The organism is Paenibacillus sp. NPDC058898 (assembly GCF_049316025.1).
Lineage (GTDB): Bacteria > Bacillota > Bacilli > Paenibacillales > Paenibacillaceae > Paenibacillus_AQ.
Genome location: NZ_JBMOSM010000002.1, coordinates 508,978 through 534,310, shown reverse-complemented (window position 1 = coordinate 534,310; position 25,333 = coordinate 508,978). Strand labels below are relative to the sequence as shown.

The 25,333-nt window shown below is 47.7% G+C and carries 24 protein-coding genes and 1 pseudogene; 16 read left to right on the top strand and 9 right to left on the bottom strand.

Going from position 1 to position 25,333, the window contains the following annotated elements; genetic code table 11:
* Positions 1 to 134: 134 nt before the first annotated feature.
* The 3 genes from ACOZB4_RS06705 (at position 135) to ACOZB4_RS06695 (ending at position 3,030) form a co-directional block, all read left to right on the top strand.
* The gene (locus ACOZB4_RS06705) at positions 135 to 1,058 is read left to right on the top strand and encodes an NAD(P)-dependent alcohol dehydrogenase (protein WP_379406251.1); all 924 of its coding nucleotides are present in this window, start codon (positions 135 to 137) and stop codon (positions 1,056 to 1,058) included.
* A gap of 308 nt (positions 1,059 to 1,366) precedes the next feature.
* Complete coding sequence (locus ACOZB4_RS06700) at positions 1,367 to 2,335, top strand: helix-turn-helix transcriptional regulator (protein ID WP_379406252.1); 969 nt, start codon at positions 1,367 to 1,369, stop codon at positions 2,333 to 2,335.
* A gap of 83 nt (positions 2,336 to 2,418) precedes the next feature.
* The gene (locus tag ACOZB4_RS06695) at positions 2,419 to 3,030 is read left to right on the top strand and encodes an SRPBCC family protein (protein WP_379406253.1); all 612 of its coding nucleotides are present in this window, start codon (positions 2,419 to 2,421) and stop codon (positions 3,028 to 3,030) included.
* A gap of 1,031 nt (positions 3,031 to 4,061) precedes the next feature.
* Here the strand turns inward: ACOZB4_RS06695 and ACOZB4_RS06690 are convergent.
* On the bottom strand, positions 4,062 to 4,709 hold the full coding sequence (locus ACOZB4_RS06690; protein ID WP_379406254.1) for a transcriptional regulator: 648 nt from the start codon (positions 4,707 to 4,709) through the stop codon (positions 4,062 to 4,064).
* 545 nt (positions 4,710 to 5,254) lie between these two features.
* On the opposite strand from ACOZB4_RS06690, the gene ACOZB4_RS06685 reads away from it, so the two are divergent.
* The 4 genes from ACOZB4_RS06685 (at position 5,255) to ACOZB4_RS06670 (ending at position 9,990) form a co-directional block, all read left to right on the top strand.
* Positions 5,255 to 5,437: a GapA-binding peptide SR1P gene (locus tag ACOZB4_RS06685; protein ID WP_379406255.1), complete on the top strand. Its 183-nt coding sequence runs from the start codon at positions 5,255 to 5,257 to the stop codon at positions 5,435 to 5,437.
* Positions 5,438 to 5,832: 395 nt separating this feature from the next.
* Entirely contained in the window at positions 5,833 to 6,687 is an 855-nt protein-coding gene (locus ACOZB4_RS06680; RefSeq protein WP_379406256.1) for an NAD-dependent epimerase/dehydratase family protein, read from the top strand.
* A gap of 400 nt (positions 6,688 to 7,087) precedes the next feature.
* Positions 7,088 to 8,389 carry a DUF1963 domain-containing protein gene (locus ACOZB4_RS06675; RefSeq protein WP_379406257.1) on the top strand — a complete coding sequence of 434 codons (1,302 nt, stop codon included), beginning with the start codon at positions 7,088 to 7,090 and terminating at the stop codon, positions 8,387 to 8,389.
* A gap of 128 nt (positions 8,390 to 8,517) precedes the next feature.
* On the top strand, positions 8,518 to 9,990 hold the full coding sequence (locus tag ACOZB4_RS06670) for a stalk domain-containing protein (RefSeq protein WP_379406258.1): 1,473 nt from the start codon (positions 8,518 to 8,520) through the stop codon (positions 9,988 to 9,990).
* A gap of 60 nt (positions 9,991 to 10,050) precedes the next feature.
* Here ACOZB4_RS06670 and ACOZB4_RS06665 read toward each other — a convergent pair.
* Both ACOZB4_RS06665 and ACOZB4_RS06660 read right to left on the bottom strand, forming a co-directional pair.
* Positions 10,051 to 10,235 (bottom strand): annotated as a pseudogene (locus ACOZB4_RS06665) (LLM class flavin-dependent oxidoreductase); the annotation flags it as partial.
* A gap of 32 nt (positions 10,236 to 10,267) precedes the next feature.
* Positions 10,268 to 11,443 carry an MFS transporter gene (locus tag ACOZB4_RS06660; protein ID WP_379406393.1) on the bottom strand — a complete coding sequence of 392 codons (1,176 nt, stop codon included), beginning with the start codon at positions 11,441 to 11,443 and terminating at the stop codon, positions 10,268 to 10,270.
* A 379-nt stretch (positions 11,444 to 11,822) separates the two neighbouring features.
* On the opposite strand from ACOZB4_RS06660, the gene ACOZB4_RS06655 reads away from it, so the two are divergent.
* The 4 genes from ACOZB4_RS06655 (at position 11,823) to ACOZB4_RS06640 (ending at position 14,189) form a co-directional block, all read left to right on the top strand.
* A complete protein-coding gene (locus ACOZB4_RS06655) occupies positions 11,823 to 12,404 on the top strand; it encodes a TetR/AcrR family transcriptional regulator (protein WP_339267079.1) in 582 nt (193 codons plus the stop codon).
* Between the two features lie 145 nt (positions 12,405 to 12,549).
* Positions 12,550 to 13,053 carry a GNAT family N-acetyltransferase gene (locus ACOZB4_RS06650; RefSeq protein WP_237566570.1) on the top strand — a complete coding sequence of 168 codons (504 nt, stop codon included), beginning with the start codon at positions 12,550 to 12,552 and terminating at the stop codon, positions 13,051 to 13,053.
* Between the two features lie 229 nt (positions 13,054 to 13,282).
* Entirely contained in the window at positions 13,283 to 13,567 is a 285-nt protein-coding gene (locus tag ACOZB4_RS06645; protein WP_076324201.1) for an autorepressor SdpR family transcription factor, read from the top strand.
* Positions 13,551 to 14,189 carry an SdpI family protein gene (locus tag ACOZB4_RS06640; RefSeq protein ID WP_339267076.1) on the top strand — a complete coding sequence of 213 codons (639 nt, stop codon included), beginning with the start codon at positions 13,551 to 13,553 and terminating at the stop codon, positions 14,187 to 14,189. Before ACOZB4_RS06645 ends, ACOZB4_RS06640 begins: the two co-directional genes overlap by 17 nt.
* Positions 14,190 to 14,319: 130 nt before the next feature.
* Here ACOZB4_RS06640 and ACOZB4_RS06635 read toward each other — a convergent pair whose 3' ends face one another.
* From ACOZB4_RS06635 to ACOZB4_RS06625, 3 genes are all read right to left on the bottom strand, one after another.
* Positions 14,320 to 14,988 carry a hypothetical protein gene (locus ACOZB4_RS06635; RefSeq protein WP_379406259.1) on the bottom strand — a complete coding sequence of 223 codons (669 nt, stop codon included), beginning with the start codon at positions 14,986 to 14,988 and terminating at the stop codon, positions 14,320 to 14,322.
* Between the two features lie 141 nt (positions 14,989 to 15,129).
* Positions 15,130 to 15,795, bottom strand: a complete 666-nt coding sequence (locus tag ACOZB4_RS06630; protein ID WP_422759508.1) for a YczE/YyaS/YitT family protein — start codon at positions 15,793 to 15,795, stop codon at positions 15,130 to 15,132.
* Between the two features lie 166 nt (positions 15,796 to 15,961).
* Positions 15,962 to 16,945 carry a glycoside hydrolase family 43 protein gene (locus ACOZB4_RS06625; RefSeq protein ID WP_379406261.1) on the bottom strand — a complete coding sequence of 328 codons (984 nt, stop codon included), beginning with the start codon at positions 16,943 to 16,945 and terminating at the stop codon, positions 15,962 to 15,964.
* A 169-nt stretch (positions 16,946 to 17,114) separates the two neighbouring features.
* Between ACOZB4_RS06625 and ACOZB4_RS06620 the strand changes: the two genes are divergently transcribed.
* Together ACOZB4_RS06620 and ACOZB4_RS06615 are read left to right on the top strand one after the other, a co-directional pair.
* Positions 17,115 to 18,464 carry a PLP-dependent aminotransferase family protein gene (locus ACOZB4_RS06620; RefSeq protein WP_379406394.1) on the top strand — a complete coding sequence of 450 codons (1,350 nt, stop codon included), beginning with the start codon at positions 17,115 to 17,117 and terminating at the stop codon, positions 18,462 to 18,464.
* 33 nt (positions 18,465 to 18,497) lie between these two features.
* Entirely contained in the window at positions 18,498 to 18,872 is a 375-nt protein-coding gene (locus tag ACOZB4_RS06615) for a winged helix-turn-helix transcriptional regulator (protein ID WP_379406262.1), read from the top strand.
* A 56-nt stretch (positions 18,873 to 18,928) separates the two neighbouring features.
* On the opposite strand, the gene ACOZB4_RS06610 is transcribed toward ACOZB4_RS06615, so the two are convergent.
* Entirely contained in the window at positions 18,929 to 20,005 is a 1,077-nt protein-coding gene (locus ACOZB4_RS06610) for an SDR family oxidoreductase (RefSeq protein ID WP_379406263.1), read from the bottom strand.
* Positions 20,006 to 20,302: 297 nt separating this feature from the next.
* Positions 20,303 to 20,965: a CatB-related O-acetyltransferase gene (locus ACOZB4_RS06605; RefSeq protein WP_339291452.1), complete on the bottom strand. Its 663-nt coding sequence runs from the start codon at positions 20,963 to 20,965 to the stop codon at positions 20,303 to 20,305.
* A gap of 436 nt (positions 20,966 to 21,401) precedes the next feature.
* On the opposite strand from ACOZB4_RS06605, the gene ACOZB4_RS06600 reads away from it, so the two are divergent.
* Together ACOZB4_RS06600 and ACOZB4_RS06595 are read left to right on the top strand one after the other, a co-directional pair.
* A complete protein-coding gene (locus ACOZB4_RS06600; RefSeq protein WP_379406395.1) occupies positions 21,402 to 22,163 on the top strand; it encodes a DUF2935 domain-containing protein in 762 nt (253 codons plus the stop codon).
* Positions 22,164 to 22,182: 19 nt separating this feature from the next.
* A complete protein-coding gene (locus ACOZB4_RS06595; RefSeq protein ID WP_379406264.1) occupies positions 22,183 to 22,578 on the top strand; it encodes a YmaF family protein in 396 nt (131 codons plus the stop codon).
* Positions 22,579 to 22,677: 99 nt separating this feature from the next.
* Here the strand turns inward: ACOZB4_RS06595 and mgtE are convergent, their stop codons facing one another.
* Positions 22,678 to 24,033 carry a magnesium transporter gene (gene mgtE / locus ACOZB4_RS06590; RefSeq protein ID WP_379406265.1) on the bottom strand — a complete coding sequence of 452 codons (1,356 nt, stop codon included), beginning with the start codon at positions 24,031 to 24,033 and terminating at the stop codon, positions 22,678 to 22,680.
* 213 nt (positions 24,034 to 24,246) lie between these two features.
* On the opposite strand from mgtE, the gene ACOZB4_RS06585 reads away from it, so the two are divergent.
* Entirely contained in the window at positions 24,247 to 25,167 is a 921-nt protein-coding gene (locus tag ACOZB4_RS06585) for an aldo/keto reductase (protein ID WP_076324187.1), read from the top strand.
* Positions 25,168 to 25,333 lie beyond the last annotated feature (166 nt).

Here is a 25,333-nt window from a genome sequence, read left to right as displayed (position 1 = left end):
AGCGATCTCCCTTCAAATATCGCTGTTCATGAGAAAACCATACTGCTGTTCATAAGAAAACCATACTTAAGTATCTATGGCCCGGTACCTGACGGCAGATATACTGATTGCAAATGCAGGTTTGGAGGAAACCCATGAAAGCAATGGTATGCACCGCTTATGGATCACCGGATGTGTTAAAGCTGCGAGAGGTAGAGAAGCCTATCCCAAAGGAGCGCGAAATTCGGATCAAAATTTACGCCACCACCGTCAATTCGGGGGATTGCCGAGTACGGGGATTACGCAGTCCTCTTTTGTATAAGATTCCCATGCGATTGGTGCTGGGCCTGAGAAAGCCAAGACAACCGATACTCGGGGTGGAGCTGGCGGGGGAAGTAGAAGCGATAGGCAAGGATGTTACGCGATTCAAGGTAGGCGATCAGGTCTTGGCATTCAGGGGAATGCGATTCGGCACGTATGCCCAGTATATCTGCATGCGCGAAGACGCGTTATTGCTGTTAAAGCCCGATCATGTAACTTATGACGATGCCGCCGCCGTATCTTTCGGAGGAACGACGGCCCTGCATTTTCTTAGAAAAGGGAACATCCGGCAGGGGCACAAGGTGCTAATTTATGGAGCGTCCGGTGCGGTGGGGACGTTAGGCGTACAGCTTGCCAAGCAACATTATGGAGCAGAGGTTACCGGCGTTTGCAGTACCGCGAATGTGGGGCTGGTGAGGTCGCTCGGAGCCGATCGGGTCATTGATTATACAAAAGAGGATTTGACCACAAGCGGAGCGCGATACGACATCATCCTGGATGCGGTCGGTAAACTGCCGAAATCCAGATGCAAGCATTTGCTCACCCCGGGCGGGAGCTATGTAACCGTTGAAGGGCAAGGGGTGGCCAAGGTGCTGATGGAGGATCTGAGATTGCTTGCGGAGCTGCTTGGAAAAGGGAAGATCAAGCCGGTCATCGACAGAAGGTATGCATTGGAGCAAATGGCTGAGGCGCACCGGTACGTGGATGAAGGACGCAAGAGGGGCAGCGTTGTCATCACGGTGGGCCATGATCATTGAGGGAAAGTCATCATTCACGGCGGGGCATGATTATGACAGCAGATGAAGCAAGGCATCATTCAATGATATTGACAGCCATCCAAGCATGCCCCGGACCACGCACCGTGCGGGTACAGGGAGCAGTGCCACACGATGTACTCATTTACCAGCCGATCCTGCAGAGGGTCGGCTTTTCTCATCGGAATGAGGGGGAGCGGTGATCAACATCCGGATGATAGCAGGAAGAAATCTCTGAGCCTTCTATGGAAGTGATATATAATGTGATCACAAGAATGAAATGAATTTCAAGGGAAGGACTGCTGCACACGATGTCCAAAGCGGATAATATGCTGGCTATTCTATGGCTGCTGAAATCGCGAAAAAGAATCACGGCAAAACAGCTATCGGAGGAACTGGGCGTGCATATCCGAACGATTTATCGGAATATCGATGCCCTGTGCATTTCCGGCGTGCCTGTCGTATCTGAGATTGGGCGCGATGGAGGTTACTCCATCCCGGAGCATATCAAGCTGGAGCCGCTGTTTTTTGAGGCCGATGAGCAAAAGGCGCTTCTTCATGCAGCTGCATTCGCACGGGAAGCGGGCTATCCCTCCGAAGAGCCGCTGAATCGAGCCGTTTCCAAAATAAAACGATATACGAATCCGGAGCAGTTGGAGCGTTTGGAACGCCACAAAAACAGTATTGAGGCCATCCATCCTCCTACAGCTTCTTCGCTCACCAGGATACTGCATGAGATCGAGGCGGGGATCGACCGGCAATCCAGTCTCGAGATCGATTACAACACAGGCTACGACGGTATGGAACAAACACGTATCCTGGATCCTTATGGACTCGTCCACTGGAAAAGTAAATGGTACGCGGTGGGATATTGCCATCTGCGCGGTGAAATTCGCTGCTTCCGTGTCGACCGTATGAGCGATATCCGGCATACCGACAATACGTTTGACCGTCCGGCGTCGTTTTCCCCGCGGGAGTACGTATTGGACAGCTTGCTATCGGGGCGAGGTTCCGAATCCAATCCTCATTTGGTTTCCGTGCATATCCAAGGAATCCCACAAGCTTTGGACGATTTATGTTCGCATTGGCTGCTCAGTCAAGCCCTCGTCGATCGTACGGCGGAGCATGCGGTGTTCAGGCTGGATGAGCATACGTTATACACGCAAGTAGCCTACTACCTTTTGTCGTTTGGCGGAAAAATTCGAATCATGGGGCCCGATGAACTGAAATCAGGCATGATCGACATTGCGGAGTCCCTCTTAAAATATTATCAATCCTGAATACAAACACTGACCTTCTTTGTCAGTGTTTGTATTATATAATGAACACCATCAGATAGTGTCAGGGAGGAGAGAGTATGCTGATGGCAGGCTCTATTTTTAAACAAGAAGTGATGAAGGTAACGGGACGTTCTTGGGAAGAATGGATTGTGGCACTTGGGCAGGAAGTGGGCCCGCTCTGGTCACACGAGCAGATCCGAAACCATATCGTTGAGCAGCATCAGGTATCCGGGGAATGGGGCGAGTGGATCGCCGTTATGTATGAGCAGGTCATGGGGCGGGTGCCGGTCGGCGTTTCCAAAGATGCCGGGGTGCAGATCGGGGTCAGGAAAACGATGGCCGTGACGAAAGAGAGAGTTTGGGATTTCCTCATGTCTTCTGAGGGGCTGTCGTTATGGATCGGAGATGTCCCTTCTCTGGAGCTGCAGGTTGGGCATGAGTATGAGTCGAAGGAAGGCGTGTCCGGCAAAATTACCGTGGTCGTACCTTACCATAAACTGCGCCTGACCTGGAAACGCAAGGAGTGGGACAACCCGTCCCGGCTGCAAATCTATGTGTTGTCCACGAATACCGGAAAAACAACCATCGCGATTCACCAAGAGATGCTGGATGATGTTTATATGAGAGAGATCATGAGGCGTTATTGGGATGAGATGCTGACTACCTTACAAAGCCAGGTTATAGCACCAAAATGAAGAGATTCAGTCATATGGATCTGAGGGTCCGTAGGGGTAGGTATGTTGCCCGAGGAATACTAGGCCGCAGTATGAGTCTGGTGGATATCTGCAAGAACTGATGCATGCTCACGTAGGTACTGCCATTACATGCGGATTTTAGAGATGTTATAGGTACGGTCTCGTGTTTGACTGTTGCAAGTGTTGATGTTTGTTATGCACGGTCTTGGGTTTGACTATTGCTACGTTATGAGGACAGAGGTTCCGCTATTTAGCCTCGATCGGTGGGTTTTGGGCTATATGAGGACACCAGATCCGCTATTACATAGGGAAGTACGATAATTCGTGGTTTTTAAAGTAAATAGCGGATTCTGAGTCCGGAAGTAAGGGTAAAGTGGCTGATTATTTCGGAATAACGGATCTGGTGTCCTTAGTTTGTTTAGTCGTCTATTGGATAACTGAAATACTTGCAATATTTGTAATAACCTGTAATACCTGCAATACCTGTAATACCTGCAATACCTGCAATACCTGTAATACCTGTAATATCTGCAATATCTGCAATATCTGCAATATCTGCAATATCTGCAATTTCTGCAAGAACTGCTGGATGCTCCGTCAGTACTGCGATTACAAGCAGAGTTTTATAGGTGCGTGTTCGCAGTTTATTACATGCGGAGTTTATAGATACGTTCTCGTTGATGAGTGTTGCAACGTTATTTATGAGGACCGTGGTTCCGCTATTTCGTCTCGGTGGGTGGGTTTTGGGCTATATGAGGACACCCGATCCGCTATTACATAGGGAAGTACGATAATTCGTGGTATTTAAAGTAAATAGCGGATTCTGAGTCCGGAAGTAAGGGTAAAGTGGTTGTTTTTTTCGGAATAACGGATCTGGTGTCCTTTAGTTTGTTTAGTTGTCTATTGGATAACTGCAATACTTGCAATACTTGTAATACCTGCAATACCTGCAATTTCTGCAAGAACTGCTGGATCCTCCCGTAAGTCCTGCTGTAACAAGTGGAGTTTCATAGGTACGTGTTTGCAGTTTATTACAAGCGGAGTTCATAGGTTCGGGCTCGTTGTTGACCGCTTGCTATGACCAGAATCTGGAGCTCGACCAGTTTATGCAATAAGCGTCGGGTATGCCGGTCACTCACCCTAAGATGATTAGCGAGTTCTAAGGGCGTTATCGGTCGCAGCAATCGCCGCGCAAATCGGACAGCTTCTGCCTCCAGCCAACTTAAGGACGAAGGTACATCTGATGCCACAAATCTGCCGACGAAGGATAAGATGAGCTGCTGGCACTGTTTTGGCTCATCGACGATGGAGGGGTAGGCAATGGGAAGGAATGTCCAACCATCCAGTGCCAATAAGCAGTGACGGCGGCATAAATCCTTAAACCTTCTTACGTCCAGATCACGGGCATGCGGCCCGTATCCTTGGATTTCGATCCCTCCTCTCGCATCACCGGGCATATAGGCAAGGTCCAAATAACGATAACCATTGCCGAAATCGCGTACTTCCCATTCCGGATGCAAGTCATTGAAATTACCGATCGTCGGAAACCATACCGAGCGCAGAAACTCGACGGTGCCGTGGCCCAACCCTTTATGAAGGATTTCGAGCCTGCGGGGATTCCTTTCATTCAGGATATTCGTGTGCATCCAAAGCTCATATTGTTGATCAAACCGTGACATGTTCAATTTTCCCCCTTAGTATCAGATGGAATGCGATTGCGCTAGAACATAAAAAAGCCGCCCCATACAATGCAACCCAATCTTTCATTGGGGCACTTTGCATAGAAGCGGCGTGTTCTTCACGTCCTTATGATGGCTAGTATAACTCGTGTTTTGCGGGTTTAGCAATAAGGTATTGCTTTCATATTATGCTTGACAGCGATATAGTTCGCCAATTGATTTAAAAAGAACTGAAAGCCTGATCTTCGCAAATTTAGGTCATTGAACCGCTTTCTGTTATTACAGGGAGCGTTTTTTATGTTGTTCAAATAAATATGACGTCATATATGATGCGATTAAACAAATACATGAATATATATTGTGTATTATTTGTTTATAATGTACATTAATCACATAAGACGATTATAAAATATGCATTATTGGAGGTGGATCGAAACCAGACGAGTTTGAAGCGAGAAGGGGAGGTTCAGTCCTGCAATTAATCAGGAAGACGATGGCTGGGAAGTTCGAACACAAATCTGATACCAAGAGAGGATGAGTGAAGCGTGAACAATTCCATTAAAAAGGTGAATATGGGTGTCATCTTGTGCAGGCATTGCAACTCTCAAATCGATACGGTGGATACGAATCGAATTGTTACTTTTTATAGCGTGTGCGATCAGCCGGAGTGCCAGCAGCTGCACATCCGTATGCATATATCAGTAAGTGATGTAATAGACGGGGAGTAATGATAGGAGAAGGTTGTTCCCGTAAAAACGTACCACTTAATGTGGTGCGTTTTTATGTTGAACGAATCATGCGATTGCTGTGTACTCTATCGTGCTTGTCAAACAACAGTGCTTTAAGCACTTGTCTAACTACAATGCTTTGTTCACGTACAGCGAGTACTCTATTCACGCTTGTCACAGTGCACCCTGTCGCGCCTGTCAAACTGCGAGTGCCCCGTACTCTTTCCACCTGTCAGTCATAATCTATCAATCGAATGAAATGGCATGGTTGACTTGATGAAAAGTGGTACTTATAGCTGTCTATCCATCATGCTAAGATCAAACTGAAAATATCCCATTGTTGATGGGGAGATCCCCAATCCACTTCATATGCAGCAGACTGGAGGTTATCATTTATGAAAATATTCGTAGCAGGCTCTACTGGCGTTATCGGTCAGCGGTTGCTTCCGAGGCTGGTGCAAGCTGGTCATGAGGTTACAGGCATGACCCACCATCCTCAGCGAAAAGGGTTGATCGAATCATGGGGAGCAAGGGGGATCATAGCAGATGCTTTTGATCGGGAAGGGATGATAACCGCGATCGGGGAAATACGGCCGGATGTCGTTATCCATCAGCTCACTTCGCTAAGCCAATGGAATCTGGAGGATAATGCGAGGATTCGAATGGAGGGTACCCGTCATCTGGTAGAAGCCGCGCAGATCCATGGCGTTAAACGAATGATTGCCCAGAGCATTGCCTGGGCTTATGAGCCCGGAGATCATCCTGCCACCGAAGACGTCCCCCTGGACGTCCAGGCGCCTGCGCCGCGCAAGTCCACGATAGACGGGATCGTCTCGCTGGAACATGCCGTTGCACAAATGCCGAATCACGTCATTTTAAGGTATGGTATGTTTTATGGCCCTGGCACGTGGTACGACGCCAACGGGGTAATGGCGGAAAAGGTACGAACTCGAGCTCTTCCGGCAACGGATGGCATCATGTCGTTTCTCCATGTCGAGGATGCGGCGAATGCCGCTCTGCAGGCATTGAACTGGCCGGCGGGTCCGGTCAATATCGTAGATGACGAGCCTGCTACAGGTACGGTGTGGCTACCGGTGTATGCCGAGGCGCTGCAAGCGCCTGCTCCAGCATATCAAGCGGGGAGTAAGCGCGGCGAACGGGGGGCTTCCAACGCCAAAGCCCGGCAGGAGTACGGTTGGCATCCGCTGCACCCCACGTGGCGAACAGGGTTCGCGCAATCGCTGAGATGAGAGCGCTTAGCGATGCGCCAACCGGTTCCACCGTTAAGAGTACATACACAAGGAGTATGCTATTCACAATGGACACCGTAAAGGAAGGATTAGCACATATAGAGCATGTCCCGGACCACGCACCGTGCATACAGGGAGAAGTGTGCACGACTCCAATGGAGACGCTATAGGGCTCCCAATGCTCCCTAATATGCTGAAATCTAAATACTTGCCGGTCCAGTGGTATGATTCATTTAGCCCCTGTTGATATGGGAATGAAAAGAAAGCTATAGTTAATAGAGGAGATTATGGCCATGAGGATGAATAGGAGCCAGGATCAAACTGAGTGGACTTACCATAGAATAAGAGCCAGAATCCAGCTGAACCGAGTTGACTAACCATAGAACAAGGAGGGGCTAGCATGACAGAACGGCTGCCATGTCGAAGCGAAGGCTGTTCCGCAACGATATTACCGGCAACTGCGGCCAAGACCGGCGGTTATTGCATGCCGTGCAAGCAGGAAATGGAGCGCAAGGAACGGCAGCGTTACATAGAACAAAATCGGAGAGACATCGACTTATACGAAGGGATTACAGATCCAGTAGAGATCCTTAAGATCATGCATGCCCCGCTGAGGCGGGATCCATTGATTCGATATACTCCCTATCCTCTGAAAAGAGAAGAGGTATATTCAGCATTATCACCAAGTGAGGCCGAGCGCATGCTGACTATTGCCCTTGATCTGCTGGAAGCGGGCGATGAGGACACCTGCCAGGAAATTGTGGTTTCCCTGATCTGCTATCAGAACAAGTCGCTTGAATCCTGTATCCCAACATTGATGGAGCACGGTATCTATTACCCCGGCATTTTGTTCAAAGATGCATCTGCCCATAGCCGCGACAAGCTGCTACAACAAGTAGAACAGGACAAGGATAACCGCAACCATCTGCTGCTTGCCCTGGCTTGGATTGGGGATGATCAGGTTGTGCACCAATTTCAAGAATGGCGGGCCGTGCCTCCACCATGGGCAGAGGAACTATACGTTCCGCCTGAAGCTTATGCGCATGAGGGGGGATGGGAGCTTACGGAGAAAGGGAGCAAGCGCCTATTATTCTACCATGACAGCTACGCCATAGAAAAAATAGAGCTGTCAGAAAGCACATGTGTAGCAGAACCGGAACCCGCAAAATTTTTGAAGGAGCATTCCACTCTCTGTCCATGGTGCGGAAGCAGTCTAACCACTTTGACGGATCTGGACATCAGCCATCCGAAGCTTCAATTCTTGGGGTTGTCCGGAGAGAGGCTGCGAGTGAGCACCTGCCTGAACTGCAGCTGTTACGAGACGATCTATATGGACGTAGATTTCCATGGGAAATCCGAATGGAGCCAAGTCAATAGTAGACAGGGTTATGTACCGGAGCCTGATTCCGAGGAAGATGATAGGAGCTATTCGGCGGTGGGGCAGTCCTTACGGCTTGCGGACCATCCTCGCAACAGCTATTATGCGGCCTATTGGACGCTTGGTCCGGCGGTTTCGCAAATCGGCGGCTATCCGGCATGGATTCAGGACGCCGTATATCCCTCCTGCTCCTGCTGTTCCAAAAGCATGACATTCATCGGGCAGCTGGACTGGGAACAGATCGAGGAGTATGGAGAAGGCATTTATTATATGTTCCTGTGCGCGGACTGCCAGGTGACCGCAACCTTGTTCCAGCAGACGTAACCTGACTTAAGCAATGATTTGAGTAACTGATTCCAGCTATCAGAACGGGCAGTATACTATTTTTTCCCTATCATCTTTTAAGATATGGTATTATATAACATTATAGATCGTGAATGGAGGCCTTATTCGTGAAGAAATGGAATCGCAGGGTAGCTTATATGTTAGTGACGATACTACTGGCAGTCAATTGTACCGCGATGGGCGTTGTGGGAGCTGCGAAGGCCGTGAACGGTGATTCCCGCCCCATACCGATAAGCGTGGCTGGCGGCAGCGGGCATGGTGTAGCGGCATGGAGCGACGGCTCCGTGACCGCCTGGGGTTATAACAAGTCAGGTCAAGTAGGTGACGGGACTAGCATTCATCAATTGGTGCCAAAGCAAGTTGAGGGTCTAACTGATATTGTTCAGGTGGCGGCAGGTGACAATTCTTCATATGCCTTGGACAAAAACGGGGATGTGTGGGCCTGGGGCGATAATTACTCGCCTTATATTAACGGGGATCCTTTCCAAAAACGGGGAGGGCTGATGAAGCTGGAAGGACTTAAGGGTGTAGCCAGTTTGGTCATTTCAAACCATGGTCCTGTCGCATTACATAAGGATGGGACTGCAACGATATGGCGTCCGACGTATGATCCGAATGATCATTTAAAGATGACCGTCAAGTACTTCCCTATCAAAGGAGTCACGAATGCAAAAACAATAGTGGTCGCCGGACATGAGGCACTGATTCTCGGTAAAGACGGTAGCGTCGATATGTTAACGGTATATAACAGTTTCTACGATCGATTCCGCCTGGAACGTGAGTTTGGCGAGGTTAAACCGCTGGTTACCTCCTCCATTACCGGAATCGCAGTGGATTGGTATGACGTGTTCCTGCTGCATGAGAATGGGACGGTGCTGCGGTGGAATGTGAATACCAAGCAGCAAGCGCCGATTGCAGTAAAGGGCCTTAAAGAAATCCGAGAGATAAGAACAGGGTCCAACCGTTTATTTATGCTTAAAAACGACGGCACGGTCTGGCAGTGGAATTACAACGACCCGACGGCAAAGCCCTTTCAAGTGAAAGGTCTGACAGGTATAACGGCGTTATGGGGCACCAGGGGATATACAGGTTATGCAACCAATCAGGACGGTAAGGTGCTGGCTTGGGGAGAAGAGAAATATCAGGGCAGCGGCTCTCTTAACGAGAACGATGGGAATCCAGTCTTCGTACAGACTCCTCTGTCCTGGTCGGTAAACGGACAAAAGGTTAGCTTCTACGGATCATCCGCCATTGTGAAAGACAAGCTGTATGTACCGTATAATAGCGTATTTGAAGCGCTCGGGATCAAAGTGAAGCGCGGACAGTCCAATCCGGATCCGAAACACGGAAATCATCGATTTCCAGTTTGGTCTTTCACTTATGGAGGGAATACCGTATCCATTAAGTCCAGTGATCCTGCAGTTGTATTGGTGAACGGGAAGGTGACGCGAGATAATGCCAGCATTCCATTCCTGGCTGATTCGAGCATGTTTCCATTGGAGTTGATCACATCAAAGCTTGGCATTCCGTCGTTCTGGAATAAAGCGACAGGCGAAGTGATCCTGGGGAAAACACCATAAGGAAAGATTAATGAAGGCACGCCCATACCGGCGTGTCTTTTGCTATTCTAAGGAAAGGCATGCGGATATCACAACCGTCGGCGAAGATGCCGCATAATCCTTCCGATGATGCCCGCCTACAAACACATGAAGGGTCCCACTTTATCAGTAAGAACAATTTCCTTTAACACTTTTCGCAACAGCCGGGACATGACTCTTCACTTTACCTGTGTGAACATCCGCTTAGTTTCTACAAACGAAGTAATGCCAGCCTCTAGGAAATACTCTCCTTTAGATTTTAGTAACCGTTATTGCCCTTAACGCCTTTGGTCATAACCCAAAATATAAGAGCAACAGCGCTGACGAAGGCTCCAAGCAAGCAAACTCCATGCCAGCCATACTGTGCATAGATATGGGTCGAAGCAATGGAACCGGCGGCACTTCCGATGGAATAAAAAATCATATACCCGGCAACCATGCGACTGCGCGCTTGTGGGCGCAATACAAATATCATACTTTGATTCGTGACATGCACCGCCTGTACCGCCAAGTCCAGCAGAATAATACCAATGACTAAGGCAAACAGGGACTGTTCCGTGTAGCTGATCGGCAGCCATGACAGCAATAGCAGGGACAATGCAATTCCTGTCGTTCTTTGGCCGTAACCTCGATCGGCTAGCTTACCGGCCTTTGCTGCAGCCAATGCACCCACGACGCCCACGAGACCAAACGCCCCGATGGCAGAGTGCGAAAGGGATAGTGGCGACGTGCTAAGAGGCAGCACTAATGGCGTCCACAAAATGCTGAAAGCCGTAAAAATCAGCATAGCCAACACAGCGCGGATTCGTAATAACCGTTCTTGCAGGAACAACATCAGTACCGACTTAAGCAGTTGAGAATAGGGAAGAGTCTTTACCTTACGCTCAACATTGGGCAGCACCTTATATAATGCGTAAACCATGAGCAGCATCAACGCAGCAGAAACCAAATAAACCGAACGCCATCCTGCAAGATCCTTCAAAACTCCTGAAATGGTTCGAGCAAGAAGGATCCCAATCACAATTCCGCTGGTTACCATACCTACGGCACGCCCTCGTTCAGCAGGAGCAGCTATGGTCGCCACGAACGCCACAATCGTCTGCGTTACTACGGCAAGCAATCCGACCAAAGCCAAACCTGCAAAGAGCATCGTGCTGGACGAAGCAGCTCCAACGATAACGAGAGCCGCCATGGAGATCGCCATTTGACCGATAATTAATCGACGCTGGTTCAGTAAATCCCCTAGAGGCACCAGCAGCAGCAGTCCCAATGCATAAAAGATCTGTGTGACGGTAATCAGAATTCCAATGATGGAATAGTCCATGTTGAACTCGTTCGACAGCTCATCGAGCAGCGGCTGAGCGAAGTAGATATTGGCAACTGACATACCGCAAGCAATCGCAAACAATAACGTAACGTAACGAGTCAGAGGCATACGATTACCGGATTCGGCCGTGGTCACCGTCCCCTGTGACGCATTCGTCGCTGCTTCGTCATGGACCGCTTTTTTTGCTATCAATTTTTCCAATTTATGCACCAATCCTATCGAGGTTTTTTTGTGTACCGATCGGTATGTTAAATCGCCTGATAAATATATCCCATAATAACAATCTATGTCAACGGATTTATTTCAATCGTATGAGTAACATTTGATAATATAGTTATAACACTGCAATATACAGGGAATCGGTATTTGACAAAAGCAGCCATATATCATAAAATCAATTATACTGATTGGTAATTAAAAACCTGTTTGCTTCCCAGTGTGATCATAAAATTTCTTTAAAATCAAATGTAACGAGAGGTATTTCAATATGGGACGAGTCCGCGAATTTGATGAAGAGAAAGTGTTAGATGCCGCGATGCAGTTATTTTGGGAGAAGGGATATGAGGCTACCTCATTAAGCGATTTGACCTCCAGAATGGGTATTCAGCGGCCCAGTATATACTCAGCCTTTGGCGACAAGAAAGAACTGTTCGAAACCGCTCTGCGAAAATACACGATGTCGCATGCTTCCGAGGCGCGAACCAGGCTTCAAAACAAGCCATCGGTCAGAGAGGCTTTTCGAGCTCTTTTTGAGAATGTGGTTGATGAGGAATATTCCGTAAGCCGCAGCCGAGGATGCTTTTGCATCAATACGATGGTCGAGCTTGCGCCTCATGATGAGAAATTTGAAATTCTGACAAGGGAGCATCAGATGTACCTGGCGGTCATATTTCAAGAAACCATTGAACGAGGCATACAATCGGGCGAGCTTGCGAGTGACACAAACGCCAAAGCTTTATCACAAGCGCTCATCGTATCGCTAATTGGGCTGACCGTCATGTTGAAATCCCGTCCGGAGCGCTCATTCGTAAATAATACGATAGAGGTGACTCTTACATTGCTTAGATAAATGGTCATCCTAACTGGAACGTTTAAAGGCGCTATCCCACCAAAGTAATTCGCGGATGCCTTTTGGGTTTCATGTTTAGGTGTTGTTGCAGCCGTCCAAGCATAGTAAACTGTTCTAAAAAACAATAGTAGGTGCATCGATGGATATGAACATACGGACAGGACGAATAGAGGATCTTCAAGAGATCATGGCTTTGATAACCCGCTGTGTTGCGGTCATGCAGGCCGGAGGCAGCGATCAATGGGATGATCAATATCCGAACCGGGAGGTAATCGGTGAGGATTTACAGCGAGGAACGTTGTTTGCAGCTGAGGGCAAAGGCCGTATTTTGGGGATCGTTGTTCTCGACGAATCGCAGGCAGAACAGTACCAGACCATTAGCTGGAAGCAGGAAGAGGGACCGCATCTCATGATGCATCGCCTTGCCGTCGATCCGGAAGCACACGGACAGGGCATCGCACGAAAATTGGTAGCGTTCTCCGAAGAGTATGGTGCACGCCAAGGTTACCGAAGCCTTCGACTGGACACCTATGCCAAGAATACGGCGGCGCTCAAGCTGTATCAAGGATTAGGTTATGACCTGCGGGGAGAAGTCAACTTCCCGGGCAGAACAGCAAGCTTTCCGGTATTTGAAAAGGTACTTGGATAAACAGACCTTGAAAGTAAGTCTGCTGAGGATCAGCTCGTGTGCTGTTCCGCGGCGGACTTTTGTTGTTTTAAGATAAGTAGCGATTTCTTGGTTATGGTGATGGGGCCTGTCGGGATACCCATTTTATCTTCTATTTAGATTTTTTTCAAAATAGGTATTGCCATTCGGTGCAGGGATGAGAGATAATGTATTTAGATGAAATTCTAAATAGAAGTATGGGTGATGCACATTGGGGTTTCCGGAAACATTTAAGGCGTTGTCTGATCCGGTGAGACGGGACATCCTCGTTATGCTCAAGCGCGGTAAAATGTCAGCCGGAGAGATCGGCCAGCATTTCGATATGACCGGGGCAACTATTTCGTATCATCTATCGCAGCTGAAGAAGGCCGGGCTGATATTTGAAACGAAATATAAAAATTATATTTACTATGAGATCAACGTGTCCGTTTTCGAAGAAATTATGTTGTGGTTTTCACAATTTAACGGGGGGAAACAAGATGGGGAAAAAGAATAGTTCGATGCTGGTTATAACAACGCTGATCTGTTTGTTGCCGATTATTTTATCAATGACGCTGTATAGCCAATTGCCTGAGCAGGTGGCTGTTCACTGGGACGCGGCGGGCAATCCGGATAATTATGTGTCGAAGGCGATTGCGGCGTTTGTGCTTCCGTTGTTTACGGCAGTTATTAACGTCATTATGCATGTAGCGCTTAACAACGATCCTAAGAAAATGAATGCTGCACCGGTTTTAAGAACGATGGGTCTTTGGCTCATCCCCGCGCTGTCTCTCATTCTCATGCCGATCACGCTGTTCAAGGCCATGGGGGCCGAGCTGCCGATCCAGACGATTGCACCGGCTCTCGTGGGCATGCTTCTCGTGGTCACCGGCAATTATTTGCCGAAGAGCAAACAGAATTATACGGTGGGCATCAAGCTGCCTTGGACGCTGAACAGCCAGGATAATTGGAATAAAACGCATCGTTTTGCAGGGTATCTATGGATGGCAGGTGGAGCGTTCATGATCCTGATGGCGTTTCTGAAGGTGAACCTTGCCGTCGCAGTTGTCCCTATCATTATACTGATTGCAGCGGCTCCAGCGATATACTCATTCTCTTTGTATAAAAAGGGTGTGTAATAACGGGCGGGTTTTCAACACATAAACTACACGAACTGCCAACAAGCTGACTCCAGGATCGAATGGGTCAGCTTGTTTATTTTACGGCAAGGCGCGAGTCTATCCGTTCGGGAGACCTCCCCCATAGCAGCTATAGGCACTGCCCCGCATGAGGATGAAGCTCATATTTCACGATATGTTTGCCCTGGGACCCGGTTACGGGAATTAGCAGCCCCTTATCGCAAAGAGAATGAAGGAAGCGAAGGGCGGTCCGATGATTCAGATGCAGATGTGTCTTCACATCGATCGGGCGGAGGGGCCGTGCAAGCATGCATGCAAATCGGATGATTTCACGTTCCGTTACCGAAGATACGCTTGTTGAATGTGGTTCTGCCAGATATCGGCTCAGAACCTTCCGCAGGAGCATGATGCACAGCTCCGGACGATCGGCCACATCATCGCAGGCAAATGAGATCACCTGATACCCCATGGCGGATAAAAAGGTTTCCCGATTCAGCTCGTTGCAATATTTCTGCCGATCCATCTCGGTTGTATGCGTGCTAAATGGTTTAACCTCGATAATGAGTCTCAGATGCGGAGTAATAAAGGCGAAGCTGCAATAATAGGATCGTCCGCGCCAATCCAGCACCTCGAATTGTGGATGTAAATCGCGAAAATGACCACGCAGCGGCCACCAGACATTTTGGCAAAACAAGGTTTCGGCCTCACCATGCCCTCGTTCCAGACGACCTCTTCTTTCTCCGGTTCTGTTCCTTAGATGATAATGCATAAATGTCCCATGAGCCTTCTCAAAATCCATCTTACGGTATACCTCCCCATATAAATAAAAAAAGAACGCCCCGGCCTCACTCCAAATAAGGAATGCGCTGGGACGTTCTTCGTCTCTTACCACTTATTATAATCAAAATGTGACCGTTTAACCACAGGATTCTCATGAAAATTACGAGCTCTGCTCGAGCACTGCTTCCCGGGCTCTTTTGCTGCGCAAACGAAACATGATCCGGCGCAGCGCCTTGATGAAATAACCGACCAGAAAAGCCGAAATGACCGTGCCCTCGCGTACGCCTTCAATCAAACCGAAAGCAAACAGCGAGATGACGATGCCGATGGATACCAGGGTCCAGTCGAACATGATCTTAATGTTCCCGAATTCGGCACCGAGCTTTTCAGAGATGACTTTCACGATGCCTTCACCCGGGTTCAGGATCGTATTCGCGATGATTTGAAGATAGATGCCGACCGCCAGAATCATGCAGCCCGTCAGTAACGCCAAAATTTTCATGAAATACACTGTAAAGTTGAGCGAACTTACGATATACGCCCCCATATCCAGAAACAGGCCAAACAGAACACCGACAAACACTTGCAGATATTGCATCTTGGGAAACTGCTTACCGAGCAGGAGGACCTGGATCACCACAAACAGCAGGCATAACAGGATGGTCATCAGTCCCATGGAGAGGGGGAATTTTAAACTCAGCACATACGGTACGCTGGCAATAGGGGAGGTTCCAATATTGGCTTTGGTCACGAGAGCCGTGCCAAGTCCCATTAAGAATAGACCTACAATGAGGATGATATATCGTTTCATAAGCTGCCTTGTCATGGTTGCATTCCTTCTTCGTTATGATATAGATGGATCCGCCGACACTAACATCAAAAAATGATAGCAGCTTTCATTATATCACTAAATAACGACAGCGGAGCAGCTGTATAAAAAATGAACTAAAAAAAGCTGAACTCCATCATCGTGGAATTCAGCTTGGTATGCCTTATTTACCGTACGGATCAATCGTCTGAATGGTACCGTCCTCATTGTAGGTCAGCTCAGTGAACTTGACGCTGCGTTTGTTGTCGGCCCCGCCGGAGAGGGAGCTGTCATGGTAAAAGAGATACCATTTATCCTGAAACTGAACGATGGAGTGATGGGTCGTCCAGCCGATAACAGGTGTTAGAATCGTGCCTTTGAACTCGAAAGGCCCCGTTGGACTTTGACTCGTGCCGTAGACGATTTTGTGTGTTGAGCCGGTAGAATAAGAAAGATAGTAGGTGCCGTTGTATTTATGGACCCAAGGTCCTTCAAAATATCTTCGCTCTTCATCCCCCGCGACAATCGGGTTGCCCTCCTCATCGACGATGGATATTTCTCTCGGCGTCTCCTTGAAAGTAAGCATGTCGTCGCTCAGCTCTGCGACCCGCGGTCCGATGGCAGGCGCATCTGCGGCAGGTCCTTCCGCATCCGAAATATGCGATCCGGTCTGCCATTGTTCCAGTTGTCCGCCCCAGAGGCCGCCGAAGTAAATATAGGCCCGGTTATCGTCGTCCACGAATACGGCAGGGTCAATGCTGTAACTGCCCGGGATGTAATGAGGCTCCGGCTTAAAGGGGCCGGAAGGGGACGAGCTTGTCGCTACGCCAAGACGGAAAATATCGTCATGATCCCTGGCAGGGAAGTATAAATAGTAAGTATCGTTCTTGAAGGCAGCATCCGGTGCCCACATTTGCTTTTTCGCCCATGGAACATCTTTTACATGAAGGGCTTCGCCATGGTCTACGCATGGAGCATTCACATCATCCATTGATAGAATATGGTAATCTTCCATGTCATACTGGTCGCCGTTATCATTGGAGGTATTCTCGTGGTCCAGATCATGGGATGGATAAATATAAATTTTACCCTCGAATACGTGGGCGGAAGGGTCCGCGGTATAGATATGGGTTACGATCGGTTCATTAGGCTGTACGGGTTTGGTCATCACGTTTCCTCCTTGAATCGTTGCATTGTAAGCGCTTGTATTTATTCTATCAGACGCTTTCCTCCCAAATAACCTAATAAAATTAGGTTTTTCACCTAAAAATATTAGATCTTTTTAGATTGAGGCTCGGTCGGATATAATCAAGCATAGAAATGACAGGAGGTGCATGATGAGAAAATACTTGTCCATCCTCTCGGATATGGAATCCAAAATCTCGGAAGGACAATACCGTCCCGGGCAGAAGCTGCCTTCCGTACGGAGTGCTGCGCTCACGTACGGATGCAGTGTCAGCACCGTGCTGCGAGCCTACGCCGAGCTTGAGAAACGACATGCGATCTATTCCGTATCCCAGAGCGGATATTATGTGGTCGACCGTCCGAAAGAGGAAGAAGACGCGAGTGTCAGCACCATGATCGATTTCTCTTCGGCCTCTCCGGATGTGAATGTATTCCCGTATCTGGATTTTCAGCATTGCCTGAACAAGGCGATTGATACCTATAAATATGAACTGTTTACCTATGGCGATCCGCAAGGGATGGAGAAACTGCGCCATACCCTGGTCTCCCATTTGGCAGGAGCTCAAGTGTTCACTGCCGCGGAGAGGATCGTGATTACGGCGGGCGCCCAGCAGGCACTTGAGATTTTGACAAAAATGCCGTTTCCCGGCGGACATTCCGCCATTCTGGTCGAACAGCCAAGCTACAATAACTACTTGCAGTTGTTGGAGAGTGAAGGAGTACCCGTTATCGGATTAACCCGCACGGCAGCGGGGATCGACCTGCAGGCTCTGGAGGGGCATTTCCGATCCGGACATATTAAATTTTTCTATACGATGTCAAGATATCATAATCCGCTGGGCACCTCCTATAGTGCAGAGCAGAGGAAGGCTATTGCTAACCTGGCGGCGAAATATAATGTCTACATTGTGGAAGACGATTATATGGCCGATCTAGGCGAGGAGCGGGGATACGATCCCATCTATGCCTACAACCGAACTTCGCATGTCGTATATTTGAAGAGCTTCTCGAAGATTATTTTCCCCGGATTGCGCCTGGGAGCCGTCGTCCTGCCGGAACGTTTGCTCCAAACGTTTAATGCCTACAGTAGTTATGGGGATACGTCGCTGCTGTCCCAAGCGGCACTCGAAATTTATATCAGCAACGGGATGTACGAGCGGCACAAACAGAAGATTTACAGCCAGTATGAAGTCCGAATGCAATCTCTGAATGCTGCTGTGCAGCGATACGAGGGAACTGGATTGATTGAAGTCGTACCCGGCGACGGCGGAATATATAAGCTGTTTAAGCTGCCGCAGACTGTTAACCTGGAGCGATTGATCAGGCGGCTGCAAGAACGGAACATTCATGTGGTGTCTGGCAAGCTGTTTTATCTGTCCGACTACCTTATGCGCGAGAAGTTTATACGTATCAGTATTTCCAGAGTGCGATTGGATCAGATTGAGGAAGGGGTTCGTGCGATAGTGGAAGAAGTAAAGCGGGAGGTTGGAAATAGTTGGTGATGTCATATCGTGGAACGAAGGAGCGAGGCTTACATGGAGAATAAAGACAAAGTGTACAATACCGCGGTTGAAGCTACGCTGGAGGTCATTGGCGGGAAGTGGAAACCGGTCATTCTCTTTCATCTTACCTTCGGTAAAAGACGCAATAGTGAATTTTTAAGCCTGATTCCCAAGATCACGCAAAAAATGCTGACACAGCATCTGCGGGAACTGGAAGAGGAGGGCGTTATATTACGCAAAACGTATAATCAAGTTCCGCCCAAGGTGGAGTATGAACTGACCGAGTATGGCTGGAGCTTAAAGGAAATTCTTCATCTGATGTGCAGATGGGGAGATACGCATATCGAACGGAAGTATGGCGAATCCGCCATAGTGCTGGAGAAGCCGGCATTGGAGGATCCGCATTAAAAGATATAGTGAATGAAAGAGCCGACTTTGAATCCATAAAGTCGGCTCTTCTATCCTTATGGAATGATTTTACGCCGCCGGAGCTCGTCAAAGATGTTCATGAACATGGCCTCTGTATCGACATACTCATGAAATCCGAAGCGGCGGGCCTTCGAACCGTCTGCAAAGAAATCATAATCCCAGGAGAACACAAAATCACCGAACTTCCAGGAGGAAACCTCTTGATACGTGTGCTCCGCAAGTCCGTGCTGCTCAACCATACGATTCCAAACCGGCTCTTTATCCGCCATGACCGTTTCCAGATTCATCTGCAGGGGGGGCGCAGTTTCCATGTCAAAGTATTTCGCAATCTTCGGCCATAACTCGTTCCAACGGAACAGGTCCCCGTTCGTGATATTAAATGCTTGATTGGCGCATCGATCATCGGTTGCTGCCCATACTGTAGCCTTCGCGAGCAGATCGGCATCGGTCATCTCCAGCAGAGTGTGATAGGCCCCAGGCTTACCTGGAAAACGCAGCGGGATGCCGAGCTCTTTCGAAATCGAGGCATAGACGGCAATGACCATCGCCAGATTCATCGGGTTTCCAAGGGCGAAGCCGCTGACAACGGATGGACGCAGGGCTGACCAGGTCCAAGCTTTGCCTTGCTGCCGTTCCTCGAGGAAGTTCTGCTGATCGATATTGAACTCTGGCGGCATATGGCTGGCATCTGTCTCCCGTGCTGGCGTCTTGAATGGACCGAGATGCGCGCCGTATACCTTGTAACCCTGCATCAGGCTGACATGCTGCAAATTGGCAGCAATCGGCTCGATAGCTTCCACTACATGGACGAGCATCGCCAGATTCGGTGCAACGAGCTCGGCCCACGTTGGCCGGTCCTGATAGGCAGCATAGAAGATATGCGTCACTTCCGATAAGTGACTTAATTTGGCGATCGTATCCCCGCGATCAAGCAGGTCGGCCGATATATAACGAACGCGGTTCGTTGATTCCCCGCCTCGGCGCGATACACCAATAATATCCCAATCGGGAAGCGTCGCAAGGTATTCGATGAGGTTGCGGCCGATCACCCCATTGGCTCCTACAACCAAAGCCGTCTTTTGCGAATAATGTGAATGTTGATCCGTATTCATAAATTCATCTCCTAACGACATGTTCTTGATTAATGTCATTTTGCACGTTAGGGTTCGGATTGAGAAGTACGCACTTTGAAGTGACCTAGTTACTTTTTGGTAATGTTTAAGCAATGCCAACCACATAAATCTAAGGGGATACGAAGCTAATGGGTTTCTTTGAACAGGATGACAAAAGAGTTTTGAATGATAAACAAAACTTTGAGGATCGGGCTCAGAAAAATAGTCCCTTCTTGAATTCCAAGAAGGGACTATTGCTTTTTAAACTATTAGTTTTTTCTATGAGAAGATCTGAAATTAAACGTATGGTTTTATTTCTTTTTGATAAAAGTCATATAATTGATCAACGGAAGAACTGGACAAGATATGACTGACCCGTTCAATTTTCTCGCGCTTCCAATCAAACCATCGCATTTCCTTTAACTTCTCAATTTCTTCTTCCGCAAAGCGTTTCCTTATCTCTTTAGCAGGGTTACCGCCTACGATAGTATATGGTGGGACATCTTTTGCAACTACCGAACCAGCCGCTACAATGGCGCCTTCGCCTATGGTCACACCTGGCATAATCATGGCATTCATTCCAATCCAGGCATCACTTTCGATGACTGTATCGCCTTTTGGTAGGTAAGAAGTTTCAATCTGCTCCACAAACGGATATACGGTTATCCATTCAGGATGATGATTGTGATTTCCACCCATTAAAATAACTACACCACTTGCAATGCATACGTAGTTTCCAATAATCAATTTATCTATATGCCAACCATGGTCTTCGATGGGGTTAAACAACCTTCTGGATTTTTCATCTCCCCATAGGTATCTAACGCACCCATCTTCAAAATCATGATGATCGTAATAACCAGAATAGTAAGAGTATTCCCCTACTTGAATCATGGGGTTGGTGACAATATCCTTTAAATACTTAATTTCGGACCAATGTTCAAACGAATGTTGTTTCATTCTTTTTCTCCTCGCTTCTAAGTAGAATAAATCATGATTTACTCAGAAGCTTAGTGCAATAGCTACATTCTTAAACCTTTTCAAACGACGAACCATCGTCCTCATCCTTTTCCTGTTTGTTGGTGAGATTGTAACAAACGTATTATCTTTTCGTCAAACACGCAGTTTGAATATACAGTGAATTTTTGGCTCATTCATTACGCCTGCTCATTTTCTTGTCTCAGATGGCAACTTGCCAGAGAGGCTTTTTTAATTTAAATCTAATGGATCTTGATTTTTTATTTTTCGACAGCATATTGAAACATGCCTTCACCATATACTTTGCTATCAAGCCAATACGGATGGTTGTCTTTAAGTATGCCGAAGGGTGGGATATGGTTTGTCGGATCCTTTTGTAGTCAGATCATTAGACGAAATACGTTTTTGGTCACGCATTATGAAAGAACATTCTTTTTTTCTTCGACTAGGGTTTAGGTGTGAAGACACGCAGTTAATTAATGAGGCTAATCAATTTCATGCAATCTTTGAGGAGATTGAAAGAAGATCACATTCTTATCACGCAGATACGGATCCACAAACAATTCGACAGTTTAATTCAGAAGTTCACAATGCGGCTGCACACATTTGGGCATTTAAGAGAAAGGTGCTTGGGCTTATACTACGGTGCCAGCTTCCTGGGGGGACGAATTTCCCGCTGCTTGTAGATCATATTAGCCGAGAAGCAAATTACTTTAAGAATCGGCTGGAGGAACTCAACAACGGAAGACTTGAACCATTGCCTGATGCGATTATCGACGAAAATGTCTTTTTCCTAAAAATCATGGCTGATCATGCAAAATTTATAGGTCATCTGCTTGATCCATCCGAGCGAAAATTAGTGGAACAAGCAAGGGAGTTTAGCCAAGACTTTGATACGCTGATGTATCAAGCCATTGACTTAAGTTCCATGCGTCCACAATCGCAAACCCATCCATTACTAAGTCAATTTGTTGATGAAAACCGCGTTTCAGTCAAATCATTACGAGATTTTAAGAAGACTGCGCGCGACTTGATCGAGGAGTGTCGAATCAAAAGTATCATTCATCCCTTATTAGCAGATCACGTTTTTCGTGAGGCTGAACGATTCTTATTTATCCTTGACATGTTCGATCGGTCATTGTCTGGCATGAAGGTTAACAAGAAAGAAATCATGCATTAAGAAAAGGGAGGTTTATTTGTTGGAAATACCAATAACCGGTTTTATTGTTCATTCCAATGACTCCGATTCGGAACACTCGCATCAACTCTTTCTTACATCTTGGGATGGAAGACCCGTTAATGTTCATGTTCATCCCTTTAAAGGAGATACATCCTTTGATGTTGGACATTTCCATCATTACGTGGGTCTAACTGAACCAGCTCCAAGTGGCGTTCCACACGTCCATAATTATCATGCCCAAACATCATTTAATGACCAACACAAGCACATGATTAGAGGAACAACTGGCCCCGCCATTCCCTTGGCAGGCGGCGGGCACTATCATTATTTTGAAGGCTATACCACAGTAGATGGCAGGATTCCACATGCTCATCGATATAGTGGAAACACGGGTAATGAACAAGCAGGTTCTTGAGCCAATGGAGATCCTTGCTTGGCAGAGTCCAAAAAAAGACTTCCGGCTTGCTAACCGGAAGTCTTTTTAAAGTAAAGGAATATATTTCGTAAATACCAGCTAAATGTAAGAAAGAAACAGGGTGGCGATACCAAAGTAGATGACAAGCGATAGGATATCGTTAATGGTTGTAATTAACGGTCCCGAGGCTACGGCCGGATCGATCTTGAATTTGAACAGAATGAGGGGGATGATGGTACCTGCCATGGTTCCCACGATGAGTGTTGCAATCAACGAGCTTCCGACCACAAACCCCAGATAGAGATTGCCCTGCCAGAAATATGCGATCAAGGATATCAGAATGCCGCATGTGACCCCAATCATCAATCCGACCTTCAGCTCTCTCGCTAATAGCCGGTACACCAGCGATTTTGTCATTTCTTTCGTGGTCAGGCCTCGCACAATAACAGCAAGGGACTGCGTGCCAGTGTTGCCGGTCATTCCTGCAATCATGGGCATGAAGAAGGCTAGCGCCACAACCTGGGCCAGCGTTTCTTCAAATCGGGAAATGATCGTTCCGGAGATCAGACCGATGAATAAGAGCAAGATTAGCCATGGCAATCTTCGAAAGGCGGCAACGGTTGCTTTGGTGTTGAAGTCGATGGATTTGCCCCCAGTGGCATTCATTTTCCGAATGTCCTCGTCGGCTTCCTTGATGACGACGTCGAGAATATCGTCAACCGTAATGATGCCTACAAGCCTGTTATCCTGTTCAACGACGGGGATGGCGACGAGATCGTATTTTTGGATAATCTGGGCGACTTCCTCCTGATCGGCATCCACAGGTACGGACAGAACCCGGCTGTGCATGATATCTACCATATATTCATCCGGCTCGGCCAAAATGAGTCCACGGTAGGACACCACGCCCATCAGCTTTTTGTCTTGGTCAATGACGTACAGATAGTTGATCGTTTCCGAAATGGAGACGTAGGTTTTCAGCTTCTGGACTACCTCCGATACGGTGTAATGCTGGGGAATCCACACATAACGGTTCGTCATGATTCGGCCCGCAGTTTCCGGCGGGTATTTCATCAGGTTCTGGACAAATTGGGATTCCTCGTCCCGCATTCCCTTGAGGAATTCGTCTTTCTGCTCGGGTGACAGCTCGTCAAGCAGAATGGCGAGGTCGTCGTTATCCATCAAGTCCAGGATGATGGCTGTTCTTTCTTTGCCCAGCTTGCCCAAAACCTCGATTTGCTGGTCGTGCTCCATTTCCTGAATCATATCGGCCAGCTGTTCCTCGTTCAGAAATTGCAGAAAGCGGGTTTGGTCTGTATCGCTGAGATGGCTATGTATTCTGGCTAGGTCATAAGGCAGAAATTCATCGATCATTCGCTGAAAGTCATTTGGTGTTTTTGCTTTCAGACTCTCGATAATATCGGGTATCCATTGCTCCAGTGTCCGAGTATTCACGCCTGCAATCCTCCTTTCTGATTCCGTTCTATTATAGCAAAATGTTTACGTATTATAGGGTTCACCATAACGACTTGTTATTAAACAGTCAGGATGCGGCAAGTGAATGAAAATAAGGTTTATGGACGAAAAAAGAGTCTGCAGCAAAAGTTGCAAACGGTTGCAATTTCAAATAAGATATAGGCGCACAAATCTACGAGTAGGGGTGAGTATATGAAGTACAGACGTCTCGGGAAAACGGATCTGAAAGTATCGGTAGTCGGTGTGGGAACCTGGCAGTTTGGCGGTGATTGGGGGAAGGATTTCAATCAAAAGGAAGTCGATGCCATCTTAACGCATGCGAAGGAACTTGGCATTAATCTGCTCGATACAGCCGAATGTTATGGGCCTCATCATATGTCCGAGAATTTCATCGGCGATTTCTTGTCGCGCGACCGCCGCGAGGATTGGGTCATTGCCTCGAAGTTTGGTCATCGATGGCATGAGCAATGGGAGCACGCTTGGGATGCGAAGCAAATCCGAATTCAGCTGGAGGAATCACTTAAAGCGCTTCGTACCGATTACATCGACCTGTATCAATTCCATTCCGGCTCGGATGAAGTGTTCAACAATGATGATATGTGGACGATGCTGGACAAGCAGGTTCAGGCGGGAACCATCCGTAATCTGGGCATTTCCATTGGTAGCAACAAAAATATCTATCAAACCGACAAGGCCGCGGAGGTTAATGCCAAAGCCATTCAGGTCGTGTATAACCGTCTGGACCAAGCTCCGGAGGAAGAGGTTCTTCCTTCATGCATGAAGCAGGATCTTGGCGTATTGGCGCGAGTTCCGCTAGCGAGCGGGTACTTAAGCGGAAAGTATAAGCCGGGGACGGTCTTCAGCGATAATGTGCGCAAGAACCGTGACCAGGACGAGATTAATGCCAAGCTGAAGCTTGTGGAAGAGATTAAGCAGAACGAAGTGCCGGAGGGCGTGAATATGGCCGAGTGGGCGTTGGCCTGGTGCTTGAAGCATCCTGCTGTCAGCTGTGTTATTCCAGGCTGCAAGAGCGTCGAGCAGGTGCAGATGAACGCAAGAGCCGTGGAGCTGGATTTGGTCCAGGACGACCATCCAGGTGCATGGAGGGAATAAAACGCTTGGATTTCATTTATTATTTTAGCTGATCTTATGAGCTGCGGCTTTGAATCTAGACATAAATAATATGAAAATCGTAAAAAGCCACTTTGCTAAGTGGTTTTTTTCGTTAGATTGTAATCTTTCAGATCAAGAATTATGAACGAATGGGGAATCGTATTTA

Coding starts and splice junctions, on each gene's coding strand:
- ACOZB4_RS06615 (WP_379406262.1), top strand. CDS start 18,498: ATGGAGAATAAAGACAAAGTGTACAATACCGCGGTTGAAGCTACGCTG.
- ACOZB4_RS06620 (WP_379406394.1), top strand. CDS start 17,115: ATGAGAAAATACTTGTCCATCCTCTCGGATATGGAATCCAAAATCTCG.
- ACOZB4_RS06600 (WP_379406395.1), top strand. CDS start 21,402: ATGAAAGAACATTCTTTTTTTCTTCGACTAGGGTTTAGGTGTGAAGAC.
- ACOZB4_RS06610 (WP_379406263.1), bottom strand. CDS start 20,005: ATGAATACGGATCAACATTCACATTATTCGCAAAAGACGGCTTTGGTT.
- ACOZB4_RS06695 (WP_379406253.1), top strand. CDS start 2,419: ATGGCAGGCTCTATTTTTAAACAAGAAGTGATGAAGGTAACGGGACGT.
- ACOZB4_RS06585 (WP_076324187.1), top strand. CDS start 24,247: ATGAAGTACAGACGTCTCGGGAAAACGGATCTGAAAGTATCGGTAGTC.
- ACOZB4_RS06660 (WP_379406393.1), bottom strand. CDS start 11,443: ATGCCTCTGACTCGTTACGTTACGTTATTGTTTGCGATTGCTTGCGGT.
- ACOZB4_RS06630 (WP_422759508.1), bottom strand. CDS start 15,795: ATGACAAGGCAGCTTATGAAACGATATATCATCCTCATTGTAGGTCTA.
- ACOZB4_RS06605 (WP_339291452.1), bottom strand. CDS start 20,965: ATGAAACAACATTCGTTTGAACATTGGTCCGAAATTAAGTATTTAAAG.
- ACOZB4_RS06640 (WP_339267076.1), top strand. CDS start 13,551: ATGGGGAAAAAGAATAGTTCGATGCTGGTTATAACAACGCTGATCTGT.
- ACOZB4_RS06650 (WP_237566570.1), top strand. CDS start 12,550: ATGAACATACGGACAGGACGAATAGAGGATCTTCAAGAGATCATGGCT.
- ACOZB4_RS06690 (WP_379406254.1), bottom strand. CDS start 4,709: ATGTCACGGTTTGATCAACAATATGAGCTTTGGATGCACACGAATATC.
- ACOZB4_RS06700 (WP_379406252.1), top strand. CDS start 1,367: ATGTCCAAAGCGGATAATATGCTGGCTATTCTATGGCTGCTGAAATCG.
- ACOZB4_RS06705 (WP_379406251.1), top strand. CDS start 135: ATGAAAGCAATGGTATGCACCGCTTATGGATCACCGGATGTGTTAAAG.
- ACOZB4_RS06635 (WP_379406259.1), bottom strand. CDS start 14,988: ATGGATTTTGAGAAGGCTCATGGGACATTTATGCATTATCATCTAAGG.
- ACOZB4_RS06655 (WP_339267079.1), top strand. CDS start 11,823: ATGGGACGAGTCCGCGAATTTGATGAAGAGAAAGTGTTAGATGCCGCG.
- ACOZB4_RS06625 (WP_379406261.1), bottom strand. CDS start 16,945: ATGACCAAACCCGTACAGCCTAATGAACCGATCGTAACCCATATCTAT.
- ACOZB4_RS06680 (WP_379406256.1), top strand. CDS start 5,833: ATGAAAATATTCGTAGCAGGCTCTACTGGCGTTATCGGTCAGCGGTTG.
- ACOZB4_RS06675 (WP_379406257.1), top strand. CDS start 7,088: ATGACAGAACGGCTGCCATGTCGAAGCGAAGGCTGTTCCGCAACGATA.